14 protein-coding genes are annotated in these 16,092 nt (G+C 35.1%); 8 read left to right on the top strand and 6 right to left on the bottom strand.

Translation table 11 applies throughout. From position 1 onward, the window contains the following. Positions 1-179: 179 nt before the first annotated feature. Complete coding sequence (locus tag A9G24_RS09425) at positions 180-593, top strand: hypothetical protein (protein ID WP_065638782.1); 414 nt, start codon at positions 180-182, stop codon at positions 591-593. A 147-nt stretch (positions 594-740) separates the two neighbouring features. On the opposite strand, the gene A9G24_RS09420 is transcribed toward A9G24_RS09425, so the two are convergent. After that, a complete protein-coding gene (locus A9G24_RS09420; protein ID WP_065638781.1) occupies positions 741-1,316 on the bottom strand; it encodes a hypothetical protein in 576 nt (191 codons plus the stop codon). Positions 1,317-2,167: 851 nt separating this feature from the next. Beyond that, positions 2,168-2,872 (bottom strand): lipopolysaccharide core heptose(II) kinase RfaY, encoded by a 705-nt coding sequence (locus tag A9G24_RS09415; RefSeq protein WP_176701192.1) that lies wholly within the window; start codon positions 2,870-2,872, stop codon positions 2,168-2,170. Between the two features lie 190 nt (positions 2,873-3,062). Here A9G24_RS09415 and A9G24_RS09410 point away from each other — a divergent pair, with 190 nt between their 5' ends. Further along, positions 3,063-3,362 (top strand): GIY-YIG nuclease family protein, encoded by a 300-nt coding sequence (locus A9G24_RS09410; RefSeq protein WP_065586961.1) that lies wholly within the window; start codon positions 3,063-3,065, stop codon positions 3,360-3,362. On the opposite strand, the gene A9G24_RS09405 is transcribed toward A9G24_RS09410, so the two are convergent. The 3 genes from A9G24_RS09405 to argD form a co-directional block, all read right to left on the bottom strand. Next, positions 3,351-4,343, bottom strand: a complete 993-nt coding sequence (locus tag A9G24_RS09405; RefSeq protein WP_065638779.1) for a serine/threonine protein kinase — start codon at positions 4,341-4,343, stop codon at positions 3,351-3,353. The genes A9G24_RS09410 and A9G24_RS09405 overlap by 12 nt on opposite strands. 13 nt (positions 4,344-4,356) lie before the next feature. Then, a complete protein-coding gene (yihA, locus tag A9G24_RS09400; RefSeq protein WP_065586959.1) occupies positions 4,357-4,968 on the bottom strand; it encodes a ribosome biogenesis GTP-binding protein YihA/YsxC in 612 nt (203 codons plus the stop codon). 65 nt (positions 4,969-5,033) lie between these two features. Further along, positions 5,034-6,245: a bifunctional acetylornithine/succinyldiaminopimelate transaminase gene (argD, locus tag A9G24_RS09395; protein ID WP_065638778.1), complete on the bottom strand. Its 1,212-nt coding sequence runs from the start codon at positions 6,243-6,245 to the stop codon at positions 5,034-5,036. A gap of 215 nt (positions 6,246-6,460) precedes the next feature. Here argD and A9G24_RS09390 point away from each other — a divergent pair, with 215 nt between their 5' ends. The 6 genes from A9G24_RS09390 to pflA all read left to right on the top strand — a co-directional run bounded on the left by A9G24_RS09390 (position 6,461) and on the right by pflA (position 15,065). Beyond that, positions 6,461-6,730 (top strand): oxidative damage protection protein, encoded by a 270-nt coding sequence (locus A9G24_RS09390; protein ID WP_065638777.1) that lies wholly within the window; start codon positions 6,461-6,463, stop codon positions 6,728-6,730. Between the two features lie 8 nt (positions 6,731-6,738). Next, on the top strand, positions 6,739-7,809 hold the full coding sequence (mltC, locus tag A9G24_RS09385) for a membrane-bound lytic murein transglycosylase MltC (RefSeq protein ID WP_065638776.1): 1,071 nt from the start codon (positions 6,739-6,741) through the stop codon (positions 7,807-7,809). Positions 7,810-8,709: 900 nt separating this feature from the next. Then, entirely contained in the window at positions 8,710-10,140 is a 1,431-nt protein-coding gene (locus A9G24_RS09380; protein WP_065638775.1) for a hypothetical protein, read from the top strand. Positions 10,141-10,830: 690 nt separating this feature from the next. Then, positions 10,831-11,679 carry a formate transporter FocA gene (focA, locus tag A9G24_RS09375; RefSeq protein WP_255307241.1) on the top strand — a complete coding sequence of 283 codons (849 nt, stop codon included), beginning with the start codon at positions 10,831-10,833 and terminating at the stop codon, positions 11,677-11,679. A 68-nt stretch (positions 11,680-11,747) separates the two neighbouring features. Continuing rightward, positions 11,748-14,030, top strand: a complete 2,283-nt coding sequence (gene pflB, locus A9G24_RS09370) for a formate C-acetyltransferase (RefSeq protein WP_065638774.1) — start codon at positions 11,748-11,750, stop codon at positions 14,028-14,030. A gap of 255 nt (positions 14,031-14,285) precedes the next feature. Beyond that, the gene (pflA, locus tag A9G24_RS09365) at positions 14,286-15,065 is read left to right on the top strand and encodes a pyruvate formate lyase 1-activating protein (RefSeq protein ID WP_218056281.1); all 780 of its coding nucleotides are present in this window, start codon (positions 14,286-14,288) and stop codon (positions 15,063-15,065) included. Between the two features lie 148 nt (positions 15,066-15,213). On the opposite strand, the gene rarD is transcribed toward pflA, so the two are convergent. Next, complete coding sequence (gene rarD, locus A9G24_RS09360; RefSeq protein WP_255307242.1) at positions 15,214-16,092, bottom strand: EamA family transporter RarD; 879 nt, start codon at positions 16,090-16,092, stop codon at positions 15,214-15,216.

Raw genomic sequence — 16,092 nt, 5'->3', positions numbered from 1 at the left:
TTCAGCTTCTTTTAAAATAGCGACGATTTGATGTTCAGTCATTTTTTTCATAATTGAATCCTCTTTTACTTTTATCATAGAGAATTTTCTACTTTTTTGCTGTACTATTTTAGGGGATAGTTACAAGTAAAACTTCAGATATCAGGGACAATATTTAGACAGGAAAACTTTTATTAATTATGAATAAGAGCAAATACAATAATCCTTACCATCCATTTCCCTACGAAATGAGAGGGCAATTCTTTGAAAGATTCGAAGAAAATAAAACTCGTTTTATTGAGATTTATTCTATTGAATATAAGAAACCTGAGGAAGAAGATGAAGAATGGGAATTTTCCTTGTATTCACTTTATATAGATCAACTTATAAGACCAATAATAGATGAAGAAGAAGTATTTTTTTTATATAAGCTCCGTACATATTATGCAGATCCCGCATTAACGGATAATGATAGTGCATTCAATCAATCAATAACTTCATTTGAACAATATGTTTTTTCCAATTTCGATGAGTTATTAGAATATGCTGAGCAACGATGGAAAATAGGATTAAGTGATTTTGTTCCAATTAATGAAACACATATACCTTATTGAACAATGAAAATATTGAATGACATAATAAAATTAAATTAAGGCGGCAATTACAATTACAGTAGTTTCTCAAATTATTGTCAAACAACACGATTAGTTGTTACATATCAAAATAAATAACAGAATTAAAAAATTTATTGAACTAACTCGCTATTGACGTAATAAGCATTCTTGAATTTTATCAACCTCTTTATTGAGCGCTTCAATCACGAGGTTAGGATGAGCGCTTTCAAGCGTTTTAACATTCTCAAATACTGAACCGGTATATTGTTGCGCTTGCTTAATGTTGCTGAACAGATAATGGATGTTATTTTGATTGCGAGTAGTTGTTAAGGTATAGCTGACAAAATATTTAGTGCGATGTAGATAGTCAGTTACAGCTTCGGCGACAACATGATTACCTTCAACTAACTTGATTGTGTCGCCACCACTAACCGTGATTGATTGTTGATTAGGTATATTATAATAAGACCACCAAGGTGAACCAAAATAATTTTCACTGGTTAATACAACGGGGCTGTTATCCAGTTCTTGAGCGATGCATAATGATAATGATGAGTGAAAGACTGTAATAGGTCGTGACGTGTTATATTTATTTAAAATATCCACACCTGACGAATTTTGAGCTATTTCAACACCACTAGTCTGATAAATGGACATCATTTTTTGAGATGCGCAACTAGTTAGCATAGCTAAAACGGCAACATAACCAATTAACTTTTTCATACCCCATCCTTTTAGAATAAGCTAATTAATTCTAGCTGTTTATTGATCGATTTGCTAGTGCTGGAAAATAGTGAATACAAATTTAATTAATATGCAGACACTATTTGCCTTGTCTACAGTAATTTTAAAAACTACAGCAATGAATAAACATAAAACAATACTAACGCTTTATTCCAGATAAGAAATAGGTGCATATCATAAAGATAAAATAACCGTCTGAAGTTGAAAAATCCATTGAAGATAAATGAAGATGGCAAGCTAGATGTTCACGTTTTGGGTTATATTTTTGTAAAAAATATTCAGGATTCTATACCGTTTCGTGGTTATTTGAGAATTGGTAATATCTATTGATTAAAACATTTGATAACTATCGTGCCAATCAAAAATTCACAAAAACTACCCAACAACAAAGGAATGAGAAAGTCGAAAACGATAGGTACTTTAATGAAGATGTGATATTTCTTTTTTAGATTATATTTTTGTAAAAAATATTCAGGATTCTATACCGTTTCGTGGTTATTTGAGAATTGGTAATATCTATTGATTAAAACATTTGATAACCATCTTATCAATCAAAAATCCATAAAATCTACCCACCAACAAATAGTTAGCGATTCAAAAGATAGAAAATGATTTATTTTCTTTTACAGTTAAATCGCATAAAGCGATTGCGGGTAAAAATGCTTTATACGTTTTTAGCAGATTATTTGAATCATGAAGTATAATAATTGGGCGTTTTCCTACAATGAATCCTATAGATTAATTGAAAGGTTATGTATTAATAGCTAATGTTTGATATCCGCATTAATTATCATTGTGAGTAACCAATTCCCCACAATGATTATAGATGATTAATCTTCTTTACCACGGATTTTACGAGATAAGCGTTTAAATCCATGAGTAAATTTTTTAATTGCCATGGCAAAAAAAGGAACCTTAATTTTGATATTAAAACGTTCTTTTAATTCAATTGCGTCATTGGCTTTAGTTAACCAAATAAAACCTGAGTTAGTTAAATCAATGGCTTTGATTTTTCCATCAGGTGTTAAGATAAAATTGCCACCATGAACATCATTAGAGACCAGATTATAACTGTGCAGTTTTTCTATACAGTTTTTTATTTGTTCGCCATACTCTTTCATTTCTTCCCATTTTAAAGATCGTCCTTCAATAAAATTGAAAATCATATAATGACGCTTTGTTTTTTGGTCGAAAGCAACCAAGTAAAGTTCATAAGCAATATCACATTTATCAAGCGATATTTTGGCGAGTTTACGAATTAAATTGAAATAAAAATCACCTGTAATTTTGGCGATCAAGCGACGCTCTAAACGGTGTTCAACGCCACCATCAATTTTAAAAATAAATTGGCTTTTATTATGATTGATTAAATAAGTATATCGCTCTAATTTATCGCTAGGATCGAGTAATTCATGATGCCCTTCTTCCGCCAAAAATTGATCAAAAAGGTCTAGGTAATTGATTTCATCATTTTGTACATAAGCGAATTTTATATCGCCACGTTGGATTTCAATAATTTTTGCAAAGTTATTCAAATTTATTGCCTTAAAATACATAAAAAATTATGCCTATCTTAAACATTATCCCCATTAAAGTAAACGAAGCTATAACTTTTGCATTACTCGATCCACTTTACACAAAAGTGACTAAAATTGGTGTTATACTGATAATAAGATGAAAATACTATTATTAACAAATAGATAAATCGATTATTCTTGATTATTTATGAAAAACAACGTATCAGTATGGTTTTTATATATTATTAGAACAGCAAAGCAATCATTGTATACAGGTATCACCACTGATGTTGCTAGGCGTTTGCAACAACATAAAAATGGTAAAGGTGCTAAACATTTAAAAGGTCATAAAGATCTTAGTATTGTTTATCAAGTTAATGTGGGGGATAGGTCAACTGCGCTTAAAATTGAGTATCGAATAAAGCAACTATCTAAGCAAAAAAAAGAGCGATTGGTTTTGCAACAACCTAATTTAGAACAGTTGTTGCTTGATTTCTTAATTTTGTAACATTGCCATCAATTGTGGTGGTGGTGATTTTATGGTAGTAATTTGCTGTGCAAATTCAACTAATTGTTGATGCCAAAAATCATCATCAGTCATCCATGGAAAGGCGATAGGAAAAGCAGGATCTTGCCAGCGTTCTAAAATCCATGCTAAATGGTGAACCATTCTCATTGCTCTTAAAGGTTCAATAAGTTGTAATTGATGGTTATCAAAGTCATAAAACTCTTGATACATTTCAATTAGCATATCTAACTGTATGCGTCGCTCTTGCTGATTACCAGAAGGCAACATCCACAGATCTTGAATGGCAGGGCCATTACGCGCATCATCAAAATCAACAAACATTGCATTATCACGCCATAAAATATTACCTGCGTGACAATCGGCATGTAGGCGAATAGGTTGCCAATCGTTATGCCAGTATTGCTCAACGGTTTTAATTAATTGCGCTAAGGTTATTTTAAGATTGGATTGCACTTTCTTAGGAATTAATCGACAAGATAATAAAATTTCTTGAGGATGATAGAGATATTCTTCTAACCCAATAGTTGGGCGATGCAAAAAAGGCTGCTTTGCGCCAATTTGATGAATACGGGCAAGAAACATAGCCACCGATTCCATTTGTTCTATATTATCCATTTCGTATTGTCGCCCCCCCACACTTGGGAACAGGGCAAACAGATAACCTTGATACTCGTGTAGCGTGGTATGATTAAATGTTAATGGCGCAATAACGGGTATTTCGTCATCAGCTAATTGCTGCGTAAATTGATGCTCTTCCAAAATCTGATTTTTATTCCAGCGGAGAGGGCGATAAAATTTAGCAACATAACGTTTGCGATCCTCATCTTGAAATTGATAAACCCGATTTTCATAACTATTTAATACGGTTAAACCAGAATCTACAGATACGCCTATTGAAGATAAGCTATCAAGAATAAGATCCGGCGATAAAGATTGAAACGAAAATGTTGAACTATCCATTAAATGATTTCCTTTATTGCTGACTAAACCATTCATCTAATTTTTGTTTTAATGCTTCAAGTCCAATACGTTTAGGCGATGAAAAAGGCGTAACGGTAATATTTCCCTGAAAAGGTAAGATAGCCTCTTTGACCATATTAACCTGTTTTTTTTGTGCTCCAGATGCCAGCTTATCCGCTTTAGTCAGTAATAGCATAACAGGAATATCAACGGAAACAGCCCACTCAATCATCTGTTGATCTAAATCTTTTAGAGGGTGCCTGATATCCATTAATACAACTAGTCCTTTTAGGCTTTCGCGTTTTTGGAGGTATTCGCCCAGTGATTTTTGCCATTTTCGCTTTATGGCTTCCGGCACCTGAGCATAACCATAACCCGGTAAATCAACTAAACGACAATTTTCTTCAACTTCAAAAAGGTTGATGAGTTGTGTTCGCCCTGGGGTTTTACTCGTTCTAGCGAGACCTTTTTGATTGGTTAAGGTATTTAGTGCACTTGATTTACCTGCATTAGAGCGACCCGCAAAAGCAATCTCGACACCACTGTCAATAGGTAGATGAGAAATATCGGGCGCACTTAAAATAAAATGAGTTTTGGCATAATTTAATGGGTGAAAATCGGTCATAAATAAGTATCCTTTAAATGCAACGGCACTTAATTGATTAAAATGCCGTTACTGTATAGAAAAACTTAAGCATTGACAACCTTTTCCACGGCTTTTGCAAATCGCAACATACCTTCTTTTATCTCATCATCTGAAATAATGAGTGATGGTGTAAAGCGCAGCACATTTGGACCAGCATTTAAGATCATCACCTTAAACTCAGTGGCAACGTTTAAAAAATCGCGCGCTTTATTGTGAAATTTGGGTTGTAACTCTGCACCCAACAACAATCCTTTACCTCGATATTCACGAAATAGTTTAAATTGATCATTAATTTCTTCGAGTTTTTCAATGAACAGCGCACGCCGTTTTTGTACGCCATCAAGTACTTCAGGGGAGTTAATAATATCAAAAGCTTCACAGCCCACCGCACAAGCAAGAGGATTACCCCCGTAAGTGGTACCATGCACGCCAGGATGCATGACTGACGCAATTTGATTGGTTGTTAACATAGCACTAATTGGAAATCCGCCCCCTAATGCCTTAGCGGAGGTTAAAATATCGGGTTTTACATTATATTGTTGATAAGTATATAAACTGCCTGTTCGCCCCATCCCGCATTGTACTTCATCAAATACAAGTAGTGCTTTATGTTCATCACATAACTCACGCACACCTTGTAAAAATTCTGGTGTTGCTGACGTTAATCCGCCTTCGCCTTGTACTGGCTCTAATACAACCGCACAAGTATGGTCATCCATTACCGCTTTAACGGCATTAAGATCATTAAAAGGAACATGAATGATATCAGCAGGTTTTGGTCCAAAACCATCAGAATATTTTGCTTGACCGCCAACAGATACAGTAAAAAACGTACGACCATGAAAAGATTGATAAAAAGCAATGATTTTGCTCTTATAAGGGCTATATCTTTGTGCTGCATAATATCGCGCTAGCTTAAACGCGGCCTCATTAGCTTCCGCCCCTGAATTGGCAAAAAACACACGCTCAGCAAAAGTATTATCAATAAGCTTCTGTGCAAGATTTAGTGACGGTTCATTCGTAAAAACATTGCTGACATGCCATAACTTTTCACTTTGCTCATGTAGAGCTTTAACTAGTCTTGGATGACAATGACCCAGCGCATTAACTGCTATGCCACCGGCAAAATCAATATACTCTTCACCATCTTGATCCCAAACTCGGCTACCTTGACCTTTAACAGGAATAAACTGAGCCGGTGCATAAACAGGTAAAATAACTTGATCAAATAGTTCTCGTGCAATTTTGGACTGCATTATTTAATCCTTAATTTATTTTTACTAAATAGCTTATGTTATTTTAAGCGAATTAACCGCCGTGTAAAGTAAATAATTATTCAGTTATTTTAAATTTATATTCATTCTGCAACGATATTATTTTAAATGCTGATTCAATAATTTTCTTCTTATCTACCATTATTTTCAGGTATAATCAGCCATTAGTTCGTTAATTGTACTTTAAAGAGATAAAAATGAGTCGTGTTATTTATTGTCATTATCTAAAAAAAGATGCTGATGGTTTGGATTTTCAACTTTACCCTGGTGAGCTTGGCAAACGTATTTTTAATGAAATATCAAAACAAGCATGGCAAGAATGGCTTAAAAAGCAAACGATGCTAATTAACGAAAATAAGCTCAATATGATGAATCCTGAGCATCGTAAAAAGATTGAAGCGGAAATGATCAAATTTCTATTTGAAGGCGAAGAAATTGTTATTGATGGTTATAAACCCCAAAATTGAGATATCAAATGACAAATAATAAAAAAATTCTCACATTACTCATCACTGTGAGCCTTTTAACGGCTTGCCCTAGCAAAAATTCGAAAAATCGTAATGATGATTATTATGTTAAAGATACCAATGCCTTTAATATTTTGATTAGTCAATATGCTAATAATATTGAACAAATTTGGGGGCCTAAAGAAATTTTGATAGCTGGTCCTAAAGACTATGTTCAATATGAGGATAATTTACAAACCAGGGTACATATTAACTTTGTTTCTGGTGTTATCACTATTGAAACTCTATCTAACACACCACTAGCTAGTTTAAAAGAAGCAATCGTTTCAACCCTATTAATGTCTGAGCCAGTCGATATTATTCGCCATGATAAAATCAGTCAAGATTTGTCCGGTGAACCATTTTTATATAATCAGGTATTGGATCAAGAACATCAACCTATTCGTTGGCATGGTAGAGCAAATAGTTTTGCTGATTATGTGTTAGCCAATAATTTGAAACAACGAACATCAGGCGCCCACAAAATTACTTATGTTGAAATCAAACTTGTGCCAAATCATATTAATCAACGAGCTAGAAAATTCTTACCAATTATTACCGAGGCATCAAATCGTTATTTTGTTGATGAACGACTCATTTTAGCTATTATAGAAGTGGAATCAGCCTTTAACCCTTATGCGGTTAGTCGAACAGATGCCCTTGGTCTTATGCAAGTGCAACAACATACAGCAGGTCGTGATATTTTTAAATTATGGGGTAAATCAGGAGAACCAAGCCGAAAATTTTTGCTCGATCCGCGTAATAATGTTGATATGGGAACCGCTTACTTATCATTGCTAAAAACAAAATATTTGGCTGGAATTAATAATCCAATTTCATTACGTTATGCCATGATCACATCTTATAACGGTGGGGCAGGTAGTGTGCTTCGTACATTCTCAAATAATCGCAATGAGGCCATCAACATGATAAACTCAATGACACCACAACAAGTTTATCGAAAACTCGTTACTTCTCATGCTTCTCAAGAATCACGTAATTATCTAATAAAAGTCAGTAGGATTTTAGATAATAAATAAGCGGGTAACCAATATAAATAATTGCTCCTTATTATTTATAACGAATGATAAGGAGCTATTCAATTCTGAAAAAATAACAGGGGTGATAAAGTTTAATTTATATCATTTTCTACTAAATCCCAACCCATACCAAACAGAGATGTTTAGCATGGGTATGTTAGTTGAGAACACAAATTTGTCTGGAACAAATTAAAGCATCTGAGCAAAACGAAGATAGCCTCGAAGAGACGAGTATCAGGTTGATACGAGTAAATATAAGTCGGTCGCATTCTGTAGCCAAAGTGTGGGGTGTTAAGGAGTTTGCTAATTTCCTAACTCGACCGTTGTCACTGTTGCTATTGATTCCACCACAAAAAACTCAAAATGTCCGAAACCCAACCACACAAATTATTGTCAAATATTGTCACCCGAACCCAAAAACTATAAAAATAGTCAGTTAGTGCATTGATTTTATTATTTTTTATCTTGTTGTTTTTTCAAAAGTCAAAAATTTCAACCATTTAAAGTTTTCTTCAAAGCTTAAACCATTCTTTCCTTTACATTCCCTTACAAAAAATCCCCAAAAAAACTAGCCAAGTTTTTTTTAAATATTATAATTTTAACGGTAAAAATTAAATTAGCTCATTTTACAGGCTAATAATCATAAAAAAACAAATAAAACAATATTTTATTTGTAAGGTGGAATGTTATGAAGTATAATCTTGGACAACAGACAACAGACAACAGACAACAGACAACAGACAACAGACAACAGACAACAGACAACAGACAACAGACAACAGACAACAGACAAGGCAAACCTATGTCTTAAGTTTATCCAATAATCGCATTAGACGGTTTTTTACACTTCCCTCGTTTATATCATCAAAATTATCCACCGAATTTTTTGCAAAAATCCCGTTGGCATTAGCGCCAGTGTTGTTATTGCCGTATTCGCTCAGCTCACAGGCATTAACAGCGCATACTAGCCAAGTGATTCAAGGTAGTGCGCCGTATTTAACGTTTGATGGAGGTCACACTAAAGTGACTACCACTGATGCGTTATTGTTTATTACCTTGCCAGATGGTACAACGGTTACGCCATCAACCAATACATCAAGTGCAACAAATCCAATAAGGCTAATAAATGGAAATACCTTTAGTGATATAGGGATGTTGCTGCCACCGTCAACCAACTCAATAGGATTAGATGCACTTATTCGAGCGCCGTATAATTATTGGGAAGATGATGATGGAGATGGTCAGGGTACTAATGGGGTGACTGCAACGGGGAGTTTATCGGTGAGTTTCACTGATAAAAATGGTAATGCAGTAAGTCGTAGTGATACATTAGATATATGTAGTGCACCTTATAAGGTAACATTAAGTAGTACAGATGGTAATTTAACTACTCAGTATGGTATTCCGAATAGCAGGAATTTCGATGGTCGTACGGTGACGTATTATATCAATCCAAATTCACAGCCTAAAGTTTGTTACGCAAGGCCGAATCTTTACTTTGGTGAAGATGAAGCGGCAGGACCTGCTAGCATATGGAATTCTGATAAGGGTTTTCTTACTCAGTCAATAAATTCATCATCTTATGGTCTTAATTTTCCGACAACAGGTGCTGATGGATTATATTTTGATTTAGATATAGGTGGGGTGGATGCAAGTCAATTGACCTGGTCGCCTGTTACTCATGGTGGAATAACGGCTACTGTGAGTTGGACACAGCCACGTTCGGGCTCATTTACAAGCGCATGGGGCATAATAGAATACGATGAATGGATTAGTGATAAATCTCAGTATGTAACGCGGGTAACATTAAATGGTCCTAGAGCGAGTGATGCGCAAATACAGTCAGATAATCCTAGTCCACTTCGTAGACCTATTTTACCGCAGACCTTTGAATTAGAGGGTAGGGATAGAAGTGGTCATGTGGTGATTAAGTACGGTTTTATATTGCAGAAGTGGTTTATCAATCGAGGTCGTAAAGAGAGGAGCTATTCTGAACAAGCATCGTGGTGTAGTAGTTTGGGGTATCGTTTGTCACGAGTCAGAGAGTTAACCAATGCGAAATGTGGTAAGGATAAGTGGTTTCCATGCTTAGAAGGCATAGAGGATGCCACGCCGTCATCAAGTGGTAATTATTTCCAGCGTCAAATAGGTGCAGGCTTTTTAACCGAGTGGGGCTACTTAAGTTATTACCCTGATAAAGTTTTCCAGACTAACATCTTTTGTGTAGATTCTGACTATGGCAGCAAGGTTGTTATCGAAGGTGAGTACTACGATGTAATCTACAACGACAATGGCTATGACAGTTTCAGTGTTATTTGCACCGCACCTTAGCTTTTAGCATTGAGTTCTTAATCATTAAGGCGCAGTGATACTTATATGACTGTAGTTGGTTAAGTTATCAAAGAACAGCCCCCGCCTCATTTTGGGGGGCGGGGGCTGGCAGAGCCTGCGAGCTTTGCGCTTTAATGACGGAAAATCAAAAAAAGCACTTCCCTGACTGCCGATGTCAAAGGCATGGTTGGTATTAAAAGGGGCAGTCTTAAAGGTATTTGGGTCGGTAAGTTTTTGGGTTTTGATACTAACGTTGTTTATTTTCCTAAAAGGTTAAAATCTCCAAAACTTAACCATATCCACATAGGCTTTACTCAAATACAAAATCTCCCAAAAACACACTATAAGTACTTGATTTTATCAAAAAATCATTAATCGAAAAAAATAAATAAAATCAATGTTCTACTTGGCTATTTTTATGGGAAAACAGTTCAGTTTTTTGCAGGACCAAAAAGCTAATCTAACTATTAATTTAGTGTTAGAATGCCACAATAAATAAACAACGTACGTTTCCATTGTGGATAAGGTTTCCAGAAAACTTGCCTTACTTATTTTTTACGATAAGCAACTCTTTTAATAAACAGCGATTTTTTTAGTTTTAAAATTTTTTAATAAAAAAAACGTGATCTGCTTCAAATTTTGAGTATACTATGCGTCTCATAAAACCCTAGTTTTTTTGAGGATGTTAGTTTGAGTATCGATAAACTTGTAGATTCCTATTCTCCCGCACAAATGACCCAAATTGCCGAAAATATTGGTAATTACAAAGTAAATAAACCCTTATGTAGCACAATGTTATCTGCGATTCTTGCAGGTGTTTTTATCTCTATTGCTTTCGTGTTTTATATTACCGTAACAACTGGAACCGCAACCGTTGCTTTTGGTTTAGCAAAATTGGTCGGTGGTATCTGTTTTTCATTAGGATTGATGCTGGTTGTTTGTTGTGGTTCGGACTTATTTACTTCAACCGTATTAACCATTTTACCTAAAATGACTCGCAAAGTGAGCTGGGCGAAAATGATCCGTAATTGGATTTTAGTTTATATTGGCAACTTTATTGGTGCTATACTGTTTGTCACAGTTATTTGGTTTTCTGGTCAGTATATGGTTGCTAATGGTTTGTGGGGATTGAATGTTCTACAAACTGCTGACCATAAATTACATCATACCTTTATTGAAGCTGTGTGTCTTGGTTTTCTCGCTAATTTAATGGTTTGTTTGGCTGCTTGGATGAGTTATGCTGGACGTAGTTTACTCGATAAAATGCTCATTATGGTATTGCCTGTCGCTATGTTTGTCGCTAGCGGTTTTGAGCATAGCATTGCAAATATGTTTATGATCCCAATGGGCATTGTCATTAACAATTTTGCTTCTCCTGAATTTTGGCAAGCAATTGGTGTATCACCAGATGCATTTAAAGAGCTAACAGTAACGCATTTTATATTTAACAATTTAATCCCGGTGACAATAGGGAATATTTTAGGTGGTTTAGCTGTGGCGCTACCTTATTGGGCTTTATATTTACGTAAGCCACATTGATTTTATAATATTTACCCTCATATATATGAGGGTAAATAGATATTTTTGTAAACCTGAGGTGAAAAACTATGAGTAATTTAAACGAAGTACAAGCAGTTGCTTGGAAAGGCTTTAAAGATGGTGATTGGCAAAAAAATGTTAATGTCCGCGATTTTATTCAAAAAAACTACACGCCATATGAGGGCGATGAGTCTTTCTTAGCTGGCGCAACCGAAGCGACAACTAAGTTATGGGATAAAGTAATGGAAGGCATTAAAGTTGAAAATGCTACCCATGCCCCTGTGGATTTTGATACTAGTGTTATTTCGACAATTACTGCTCATGATGCAGGTTATATTGAAAAAGATTTAGAAAAAATTGTTGGTTTACAAACTGAAAAACCACTAAAACGTGCAATTATTCCGTTTGGTGGTATCAAAATGATCGAGAATTCTTGTAAAGCTTATAATAGAACGCTTGATCCTTTAGTTAAAAAAATCTTCACAGAATACCGTAAAACACATAACCAAGGTGTTTTTGATATCTATACGCCAGATATCCTTCGTTGTCGTAAATCAGGTGTTATTACAGGTCTTCCTGATGCTTATGGTCGTGGTCGTATTATTGGTGATTACCGTCGTGTTGCACTTTACGGTATTGACTATTTAATGCAAGACAAATTTGCACAATTTAATTCATTACAAGCAGATTTCGAAAACGGTGTTGATTTAGCAATGACTATGCAACGTCGTGAAGAAATCGCAGAACAACATCGTGCACTTGGTCAAATTAAAGAAATGGCCGCTAAATATGGTTACGATATTTCAGCACCAGCTAAAACAGCACAAGAAGCAGTGCAATGGACTTACTTCGGTTATTTAGCTGCGGTTAAATCACAAAATGGTGCAGCGATGTCATTAGGTCGTACGTCGACTTTCTTTGATATTTACTTCCAACGTGATCTTGAAGCAGGATTAATTACGGAAAAAGATGCACAAGAAATTGTTGACCATTTCGTTATGAAATTGCGTATGGTTCGTTTCTTACGTACTCCTGAATATGATGAATTATTCTCTGGCGATCCAATTTGGGCAACTGAATCTATCGCAGGTATGGGAGTTGATGGTCGTACTTTAGTTACTAAGACTTCTTTCCGTTTCTTAAATACTTTATATACAATGGGTCCATCACCAGAACCTAATATGACTATCCTTTGGTCTGAAAAATTACCAAGTGGGTTTAAAGAGTTCGCATCAAAAGTATCAATTGATACTTCATCATTACAATATGAAAATGATGATTTAATGCGTCCTGACTTTAACAATGATGACTATGCTATTGCATGTTGTGTAAGCCCAATGATTGTGGGTAAACAAATGCAATTCTTTGGTGCGCGTGCAAACCTTGCTAAAACACTTCTATACGCAATCAACGGCGGTGTGGATGAAAAATTAAAAATGCAAGTTGGTCCTAAAGAAACCCCAATCACTGATGAGTATTTAGATTTCGATACAGTGTTTGCTCGTTTAGATCGCTTTATGGATTGGTTAGCAAAACAATATGTAACAGCATTAAATGCTATTCACTACATGCACGATAAATATAGTTATGAAGCATCATTAATGGCACTTCACGACCGTGATGTTATTCGTACTATGGCATGTGGTATTGCGGGTCTTTCTGTTGCTGCTGACTCACTTTCTGCGATTAAATATGCAAAAGTGAAAACTATCCGTGATGAAGATGGTTTAGCGACTGATTTTGAAATCGAAGGTGAATATCCACAATTCGGTAACAATGATCCACGAGTCGATGATATTGCTGTTGATTTAGTTGAACGTTTCATGAAGAAAATTCAAAAACTTAAAACTTATCGTAATGCAATTCCTACTCAATCAGTATTAACCATTACTTCAAATGTTGTATACGGTAAAAAAACGGGTAATACTCCTGATGGTCGTCGTGCTGGTGCACCATTTGGACCAGGTGCTAACCCAATGCATGGACGTGACCAAAAAGGTGCAGTGGCTTCATTAACCTCTGTTGCTAAATTACCATTTGCTTATGCTAAAGACGGTATTTCTTATACTTTCTCTATCGTTCCAAATGCATTAGGTAAAGATGATGATGTGCGTAAACGCAATTTAGCTGGCTTAATGGACGGTTACTTCCATCACGAGGCAACAATTGAAGGTGGTCAACATCTAAATGTTAATGTATTAAATCGTGATACATTATTAGATGCAATGGAGCACCCTGAAAAATATCCGCAATTAACCATTCGTGTTTCTGGATATGCGGTACGCTTCAACTCATTAACTAAAGAACAACAAAATGACGTAATCAATCGTACATTTACGCAAGCAATGTAATTGAGTTAATTGATTAACTGAATCGAAATAGCGTCCTTAAGGGCGCTATTTTTTTATCTAGTTTGAAAGAATAAAGAATATTGGTGACAACTTTAATTAAATATCAATATGATGATAATAATTGAATATTGTTGGCATTTATTCGGTATAATTAAATAAAATATAATTAGCGTCGATTAATATAATTGGTGTAAGCCAAATGCTATCGGCGTTAAAATTATTAAAAGCAATATGAGCAATGATTAGAGATTATCTATGGAACAACAAAATATTATTATGACAACAAAATCGCCTATTAAAGGTCGCATTCACTCTTTTGAATCCTTTGGCACTGTTGATGGTCCAGGAATTCGTTTTATTGTCTTTTTTCAAGGTTGTTTAATGCGTTGCTTGTATTGCCATAATCGTGATACTTGGGATTTAAAAGCAGGAAAAGAAGTCACAGTTGAAGAACTGATGAAAGAAATTATTTCTTATAAAAGTTTTATTATGCCAAATGGTGGTGGGGTAACAGCTTCTGGTGGTGAAGCAACGTTACAAGCTGAATTTGTTACAGAATGGTTTAAAGCCTGTCATCAAGAGGGGATCAGCACTTGTTTAGATACAAATGGTTATGCAAGACAGCTCGATCATGTTGTTGATGAACTCTTAGATGTCACTGATTTAGTTATGCTTGACTTAAAACAAGTCAATGATGATATTCATCAAAAATTAGTCGGTGTTCCTAATAAGCGGGTTCTTGAGTTTGCCAAATATTTACAAAAAATCAATAAACGAACTTGGATACGTTATGTGGTTGTTCCTGGATGGACCGATGATGATGATTCAGCACATTTGCTTGGTCAATTTATTCACGGGATGGACAATATTGAGCGTGTAGAATTACTTGCTTACCATAAAATGGGGGCATATAAATGGGATACACTTGGCGATGAATATAAGTTGGAAGGGGTTGAAGCGCCGCCAAGAGAAACGCTTGATAGGCTCAAAGACATCATAGAAAGTTATGGTCATTATGTCACTTTTAGTAAATAATAGATAAGAGGTCGACAAAAGGCACAATGGATAGTGCCTTTTTAGTATCCATTAAATTCTTTTACGTTTTATTGCTCGCATAACAAATAGTAAATAATAGATAAGAGGTCGACAAAAGGCACAATGGATAGTGCCTTTTTAGTATCCATTAAATTCTTTTACGTTTTATTGCTCGCATAACAAAAATCCCACCTTCCAAAGCTAGAATACAAACTGATAGCCAAATAAATCCATATGACACAATGTGCTTTAATGAGACTGTTTCATGTAAAAATACTATTGAAATAAGTGTTAGTAGTACGGGTTCCACGTATCCCATTAAGCCAAATAATCCCATCGGCAATAAACGACTAGCAACGAAATACATTGCAAAAGCAACCGCAGTGATGATACCTAACATAGGGATATAAATATGGAAATGAGAAAGATCACTGATTATTTTGTCTAAACGATAGTTTAAAGCACAATATACAATGCACCCTAAGAAGATAAATAAAAAGTCAGAAAACGTGCCAGAAATGCCATCTATTTGCAATTTGCGCCTTACTATAAAGTATATTGGGTACCCCAAGGCAATAACAACTGTTTCCCATGAAAATGCACCTGTAATGTAGATTTCAATAGCAACGCCTAATACAGCAAGTCCAACGGCTATTTTTTGTAAAAAACTAAGTTTTTCTTTATAAACGATCTGTCCAGAAATCACCATTGCCAATGGTAATAAAAAATAACCTAGTGAGGCGGATAGTCCATGTCCATTAAGTGGCGCCCAGATAAAAATCATCATCTGTATTGTGAGCAAAAAGGAAGAAAATAATAACCCCAATAAAAGAAGAGGTTGTTGTTTTATTCGGCTAAATAGTGCAGTTATGGCTGGCCACTGTTTCCCAGCAATGATCAATACAACTATTGCAGGAAAGGATGTTAATAATCGCCAACAAAAAATATCAACAGCAGATAAGGGATGTAATAAAACAGGATAGTAATAAAGTAGCCCAAATAAACATGATGCCATTATTGAAAGCAT

This window comes from Gilliamella sp. App6-5, assembly GCF_001690525.1.
In the GTDB taxonomy this organism is placed as follows: Bacteria; Pseudomonadota; Gammaproteobacteria; order Enterobacterales; family Orbaceae; genus Gilliamella; species Gilliamella apicola_H.
The sequence above is the reverse complement of the archived record's forward strand: the minus strand, read 5'-3'. Positions and strand labels throughout refer to the sequence as shown.

Coding starts and splice junctions, on each gene's coding strand:
- A9G24_RS09425 (WP_065638782.1), top strand. CDS start 180: ATGAATAAGAGCAAATACAATAATCCTTACCATCCATTTCCCTACGAA.
- A9G24_RS09420 (WP_065638781.1), bottom strand. CDS start 1,316: ATGAAAAAGTTAATTGGTTATGTTGCCGTTTTAGCTATGCTAACTAGT.
- A9G24_RS09410 (WP_065586961.1), top strand. CDS start 3,063: ATGAAAAACAACGTATCAGTATGGTTTTTATATATTATTAGAACAGCA.
- A9G24_RS09405 (WP_065638779.1), bottom strand. CDS start 4,343: ATGGATAGTTCAACATTTTCGTTTCAATCTTTATCGCCGGATCTTATT.
- yihA (WP_065586959.1), bottom strand. CDS start 4,968: ATGACCGATTTTCACCCATTAAATTATGCCAAAACTCATTTTATTTTA.
- argD (WP_065638778.1), bottom strand. CDS start 6,245: ATGCAGTCCAAAATTGCACGAGAACTATTTGATCAAGTTATTTTACCT.
- A9G24_RS09390 (WP_065638777.1), top strand. CDS start 6,461: ATGAGTCGTGTTATTTATTGTCATTATCTAAAAAAAGATGCTGATGGT.
- mltC (WP_065638776.1), top strand. CDS start 6,739: ATGACAAATAATAAAAAAATTCTCACATTACTCATCACTGTGAGCCTT.
- pflB (WP_065638774.1), top strand. CDS start 11,748: ATGAGTAATTTAAACGAAGTACAAGCAGTTGCTTGGAAAGGCTTTAAA.
- pflA (WP_218056281.1), top strand. CDS start 14,286: ATGGAACAACAAAATATTATTATGACAACAAAATCGCCTATTAAAGGT.
- rarD (WP_255307242.1), bottom strand. CDS start 16,092: ATGCTTTCAATAATGGCATCATGTTTATTTGGGCTACTTTATTACTAT.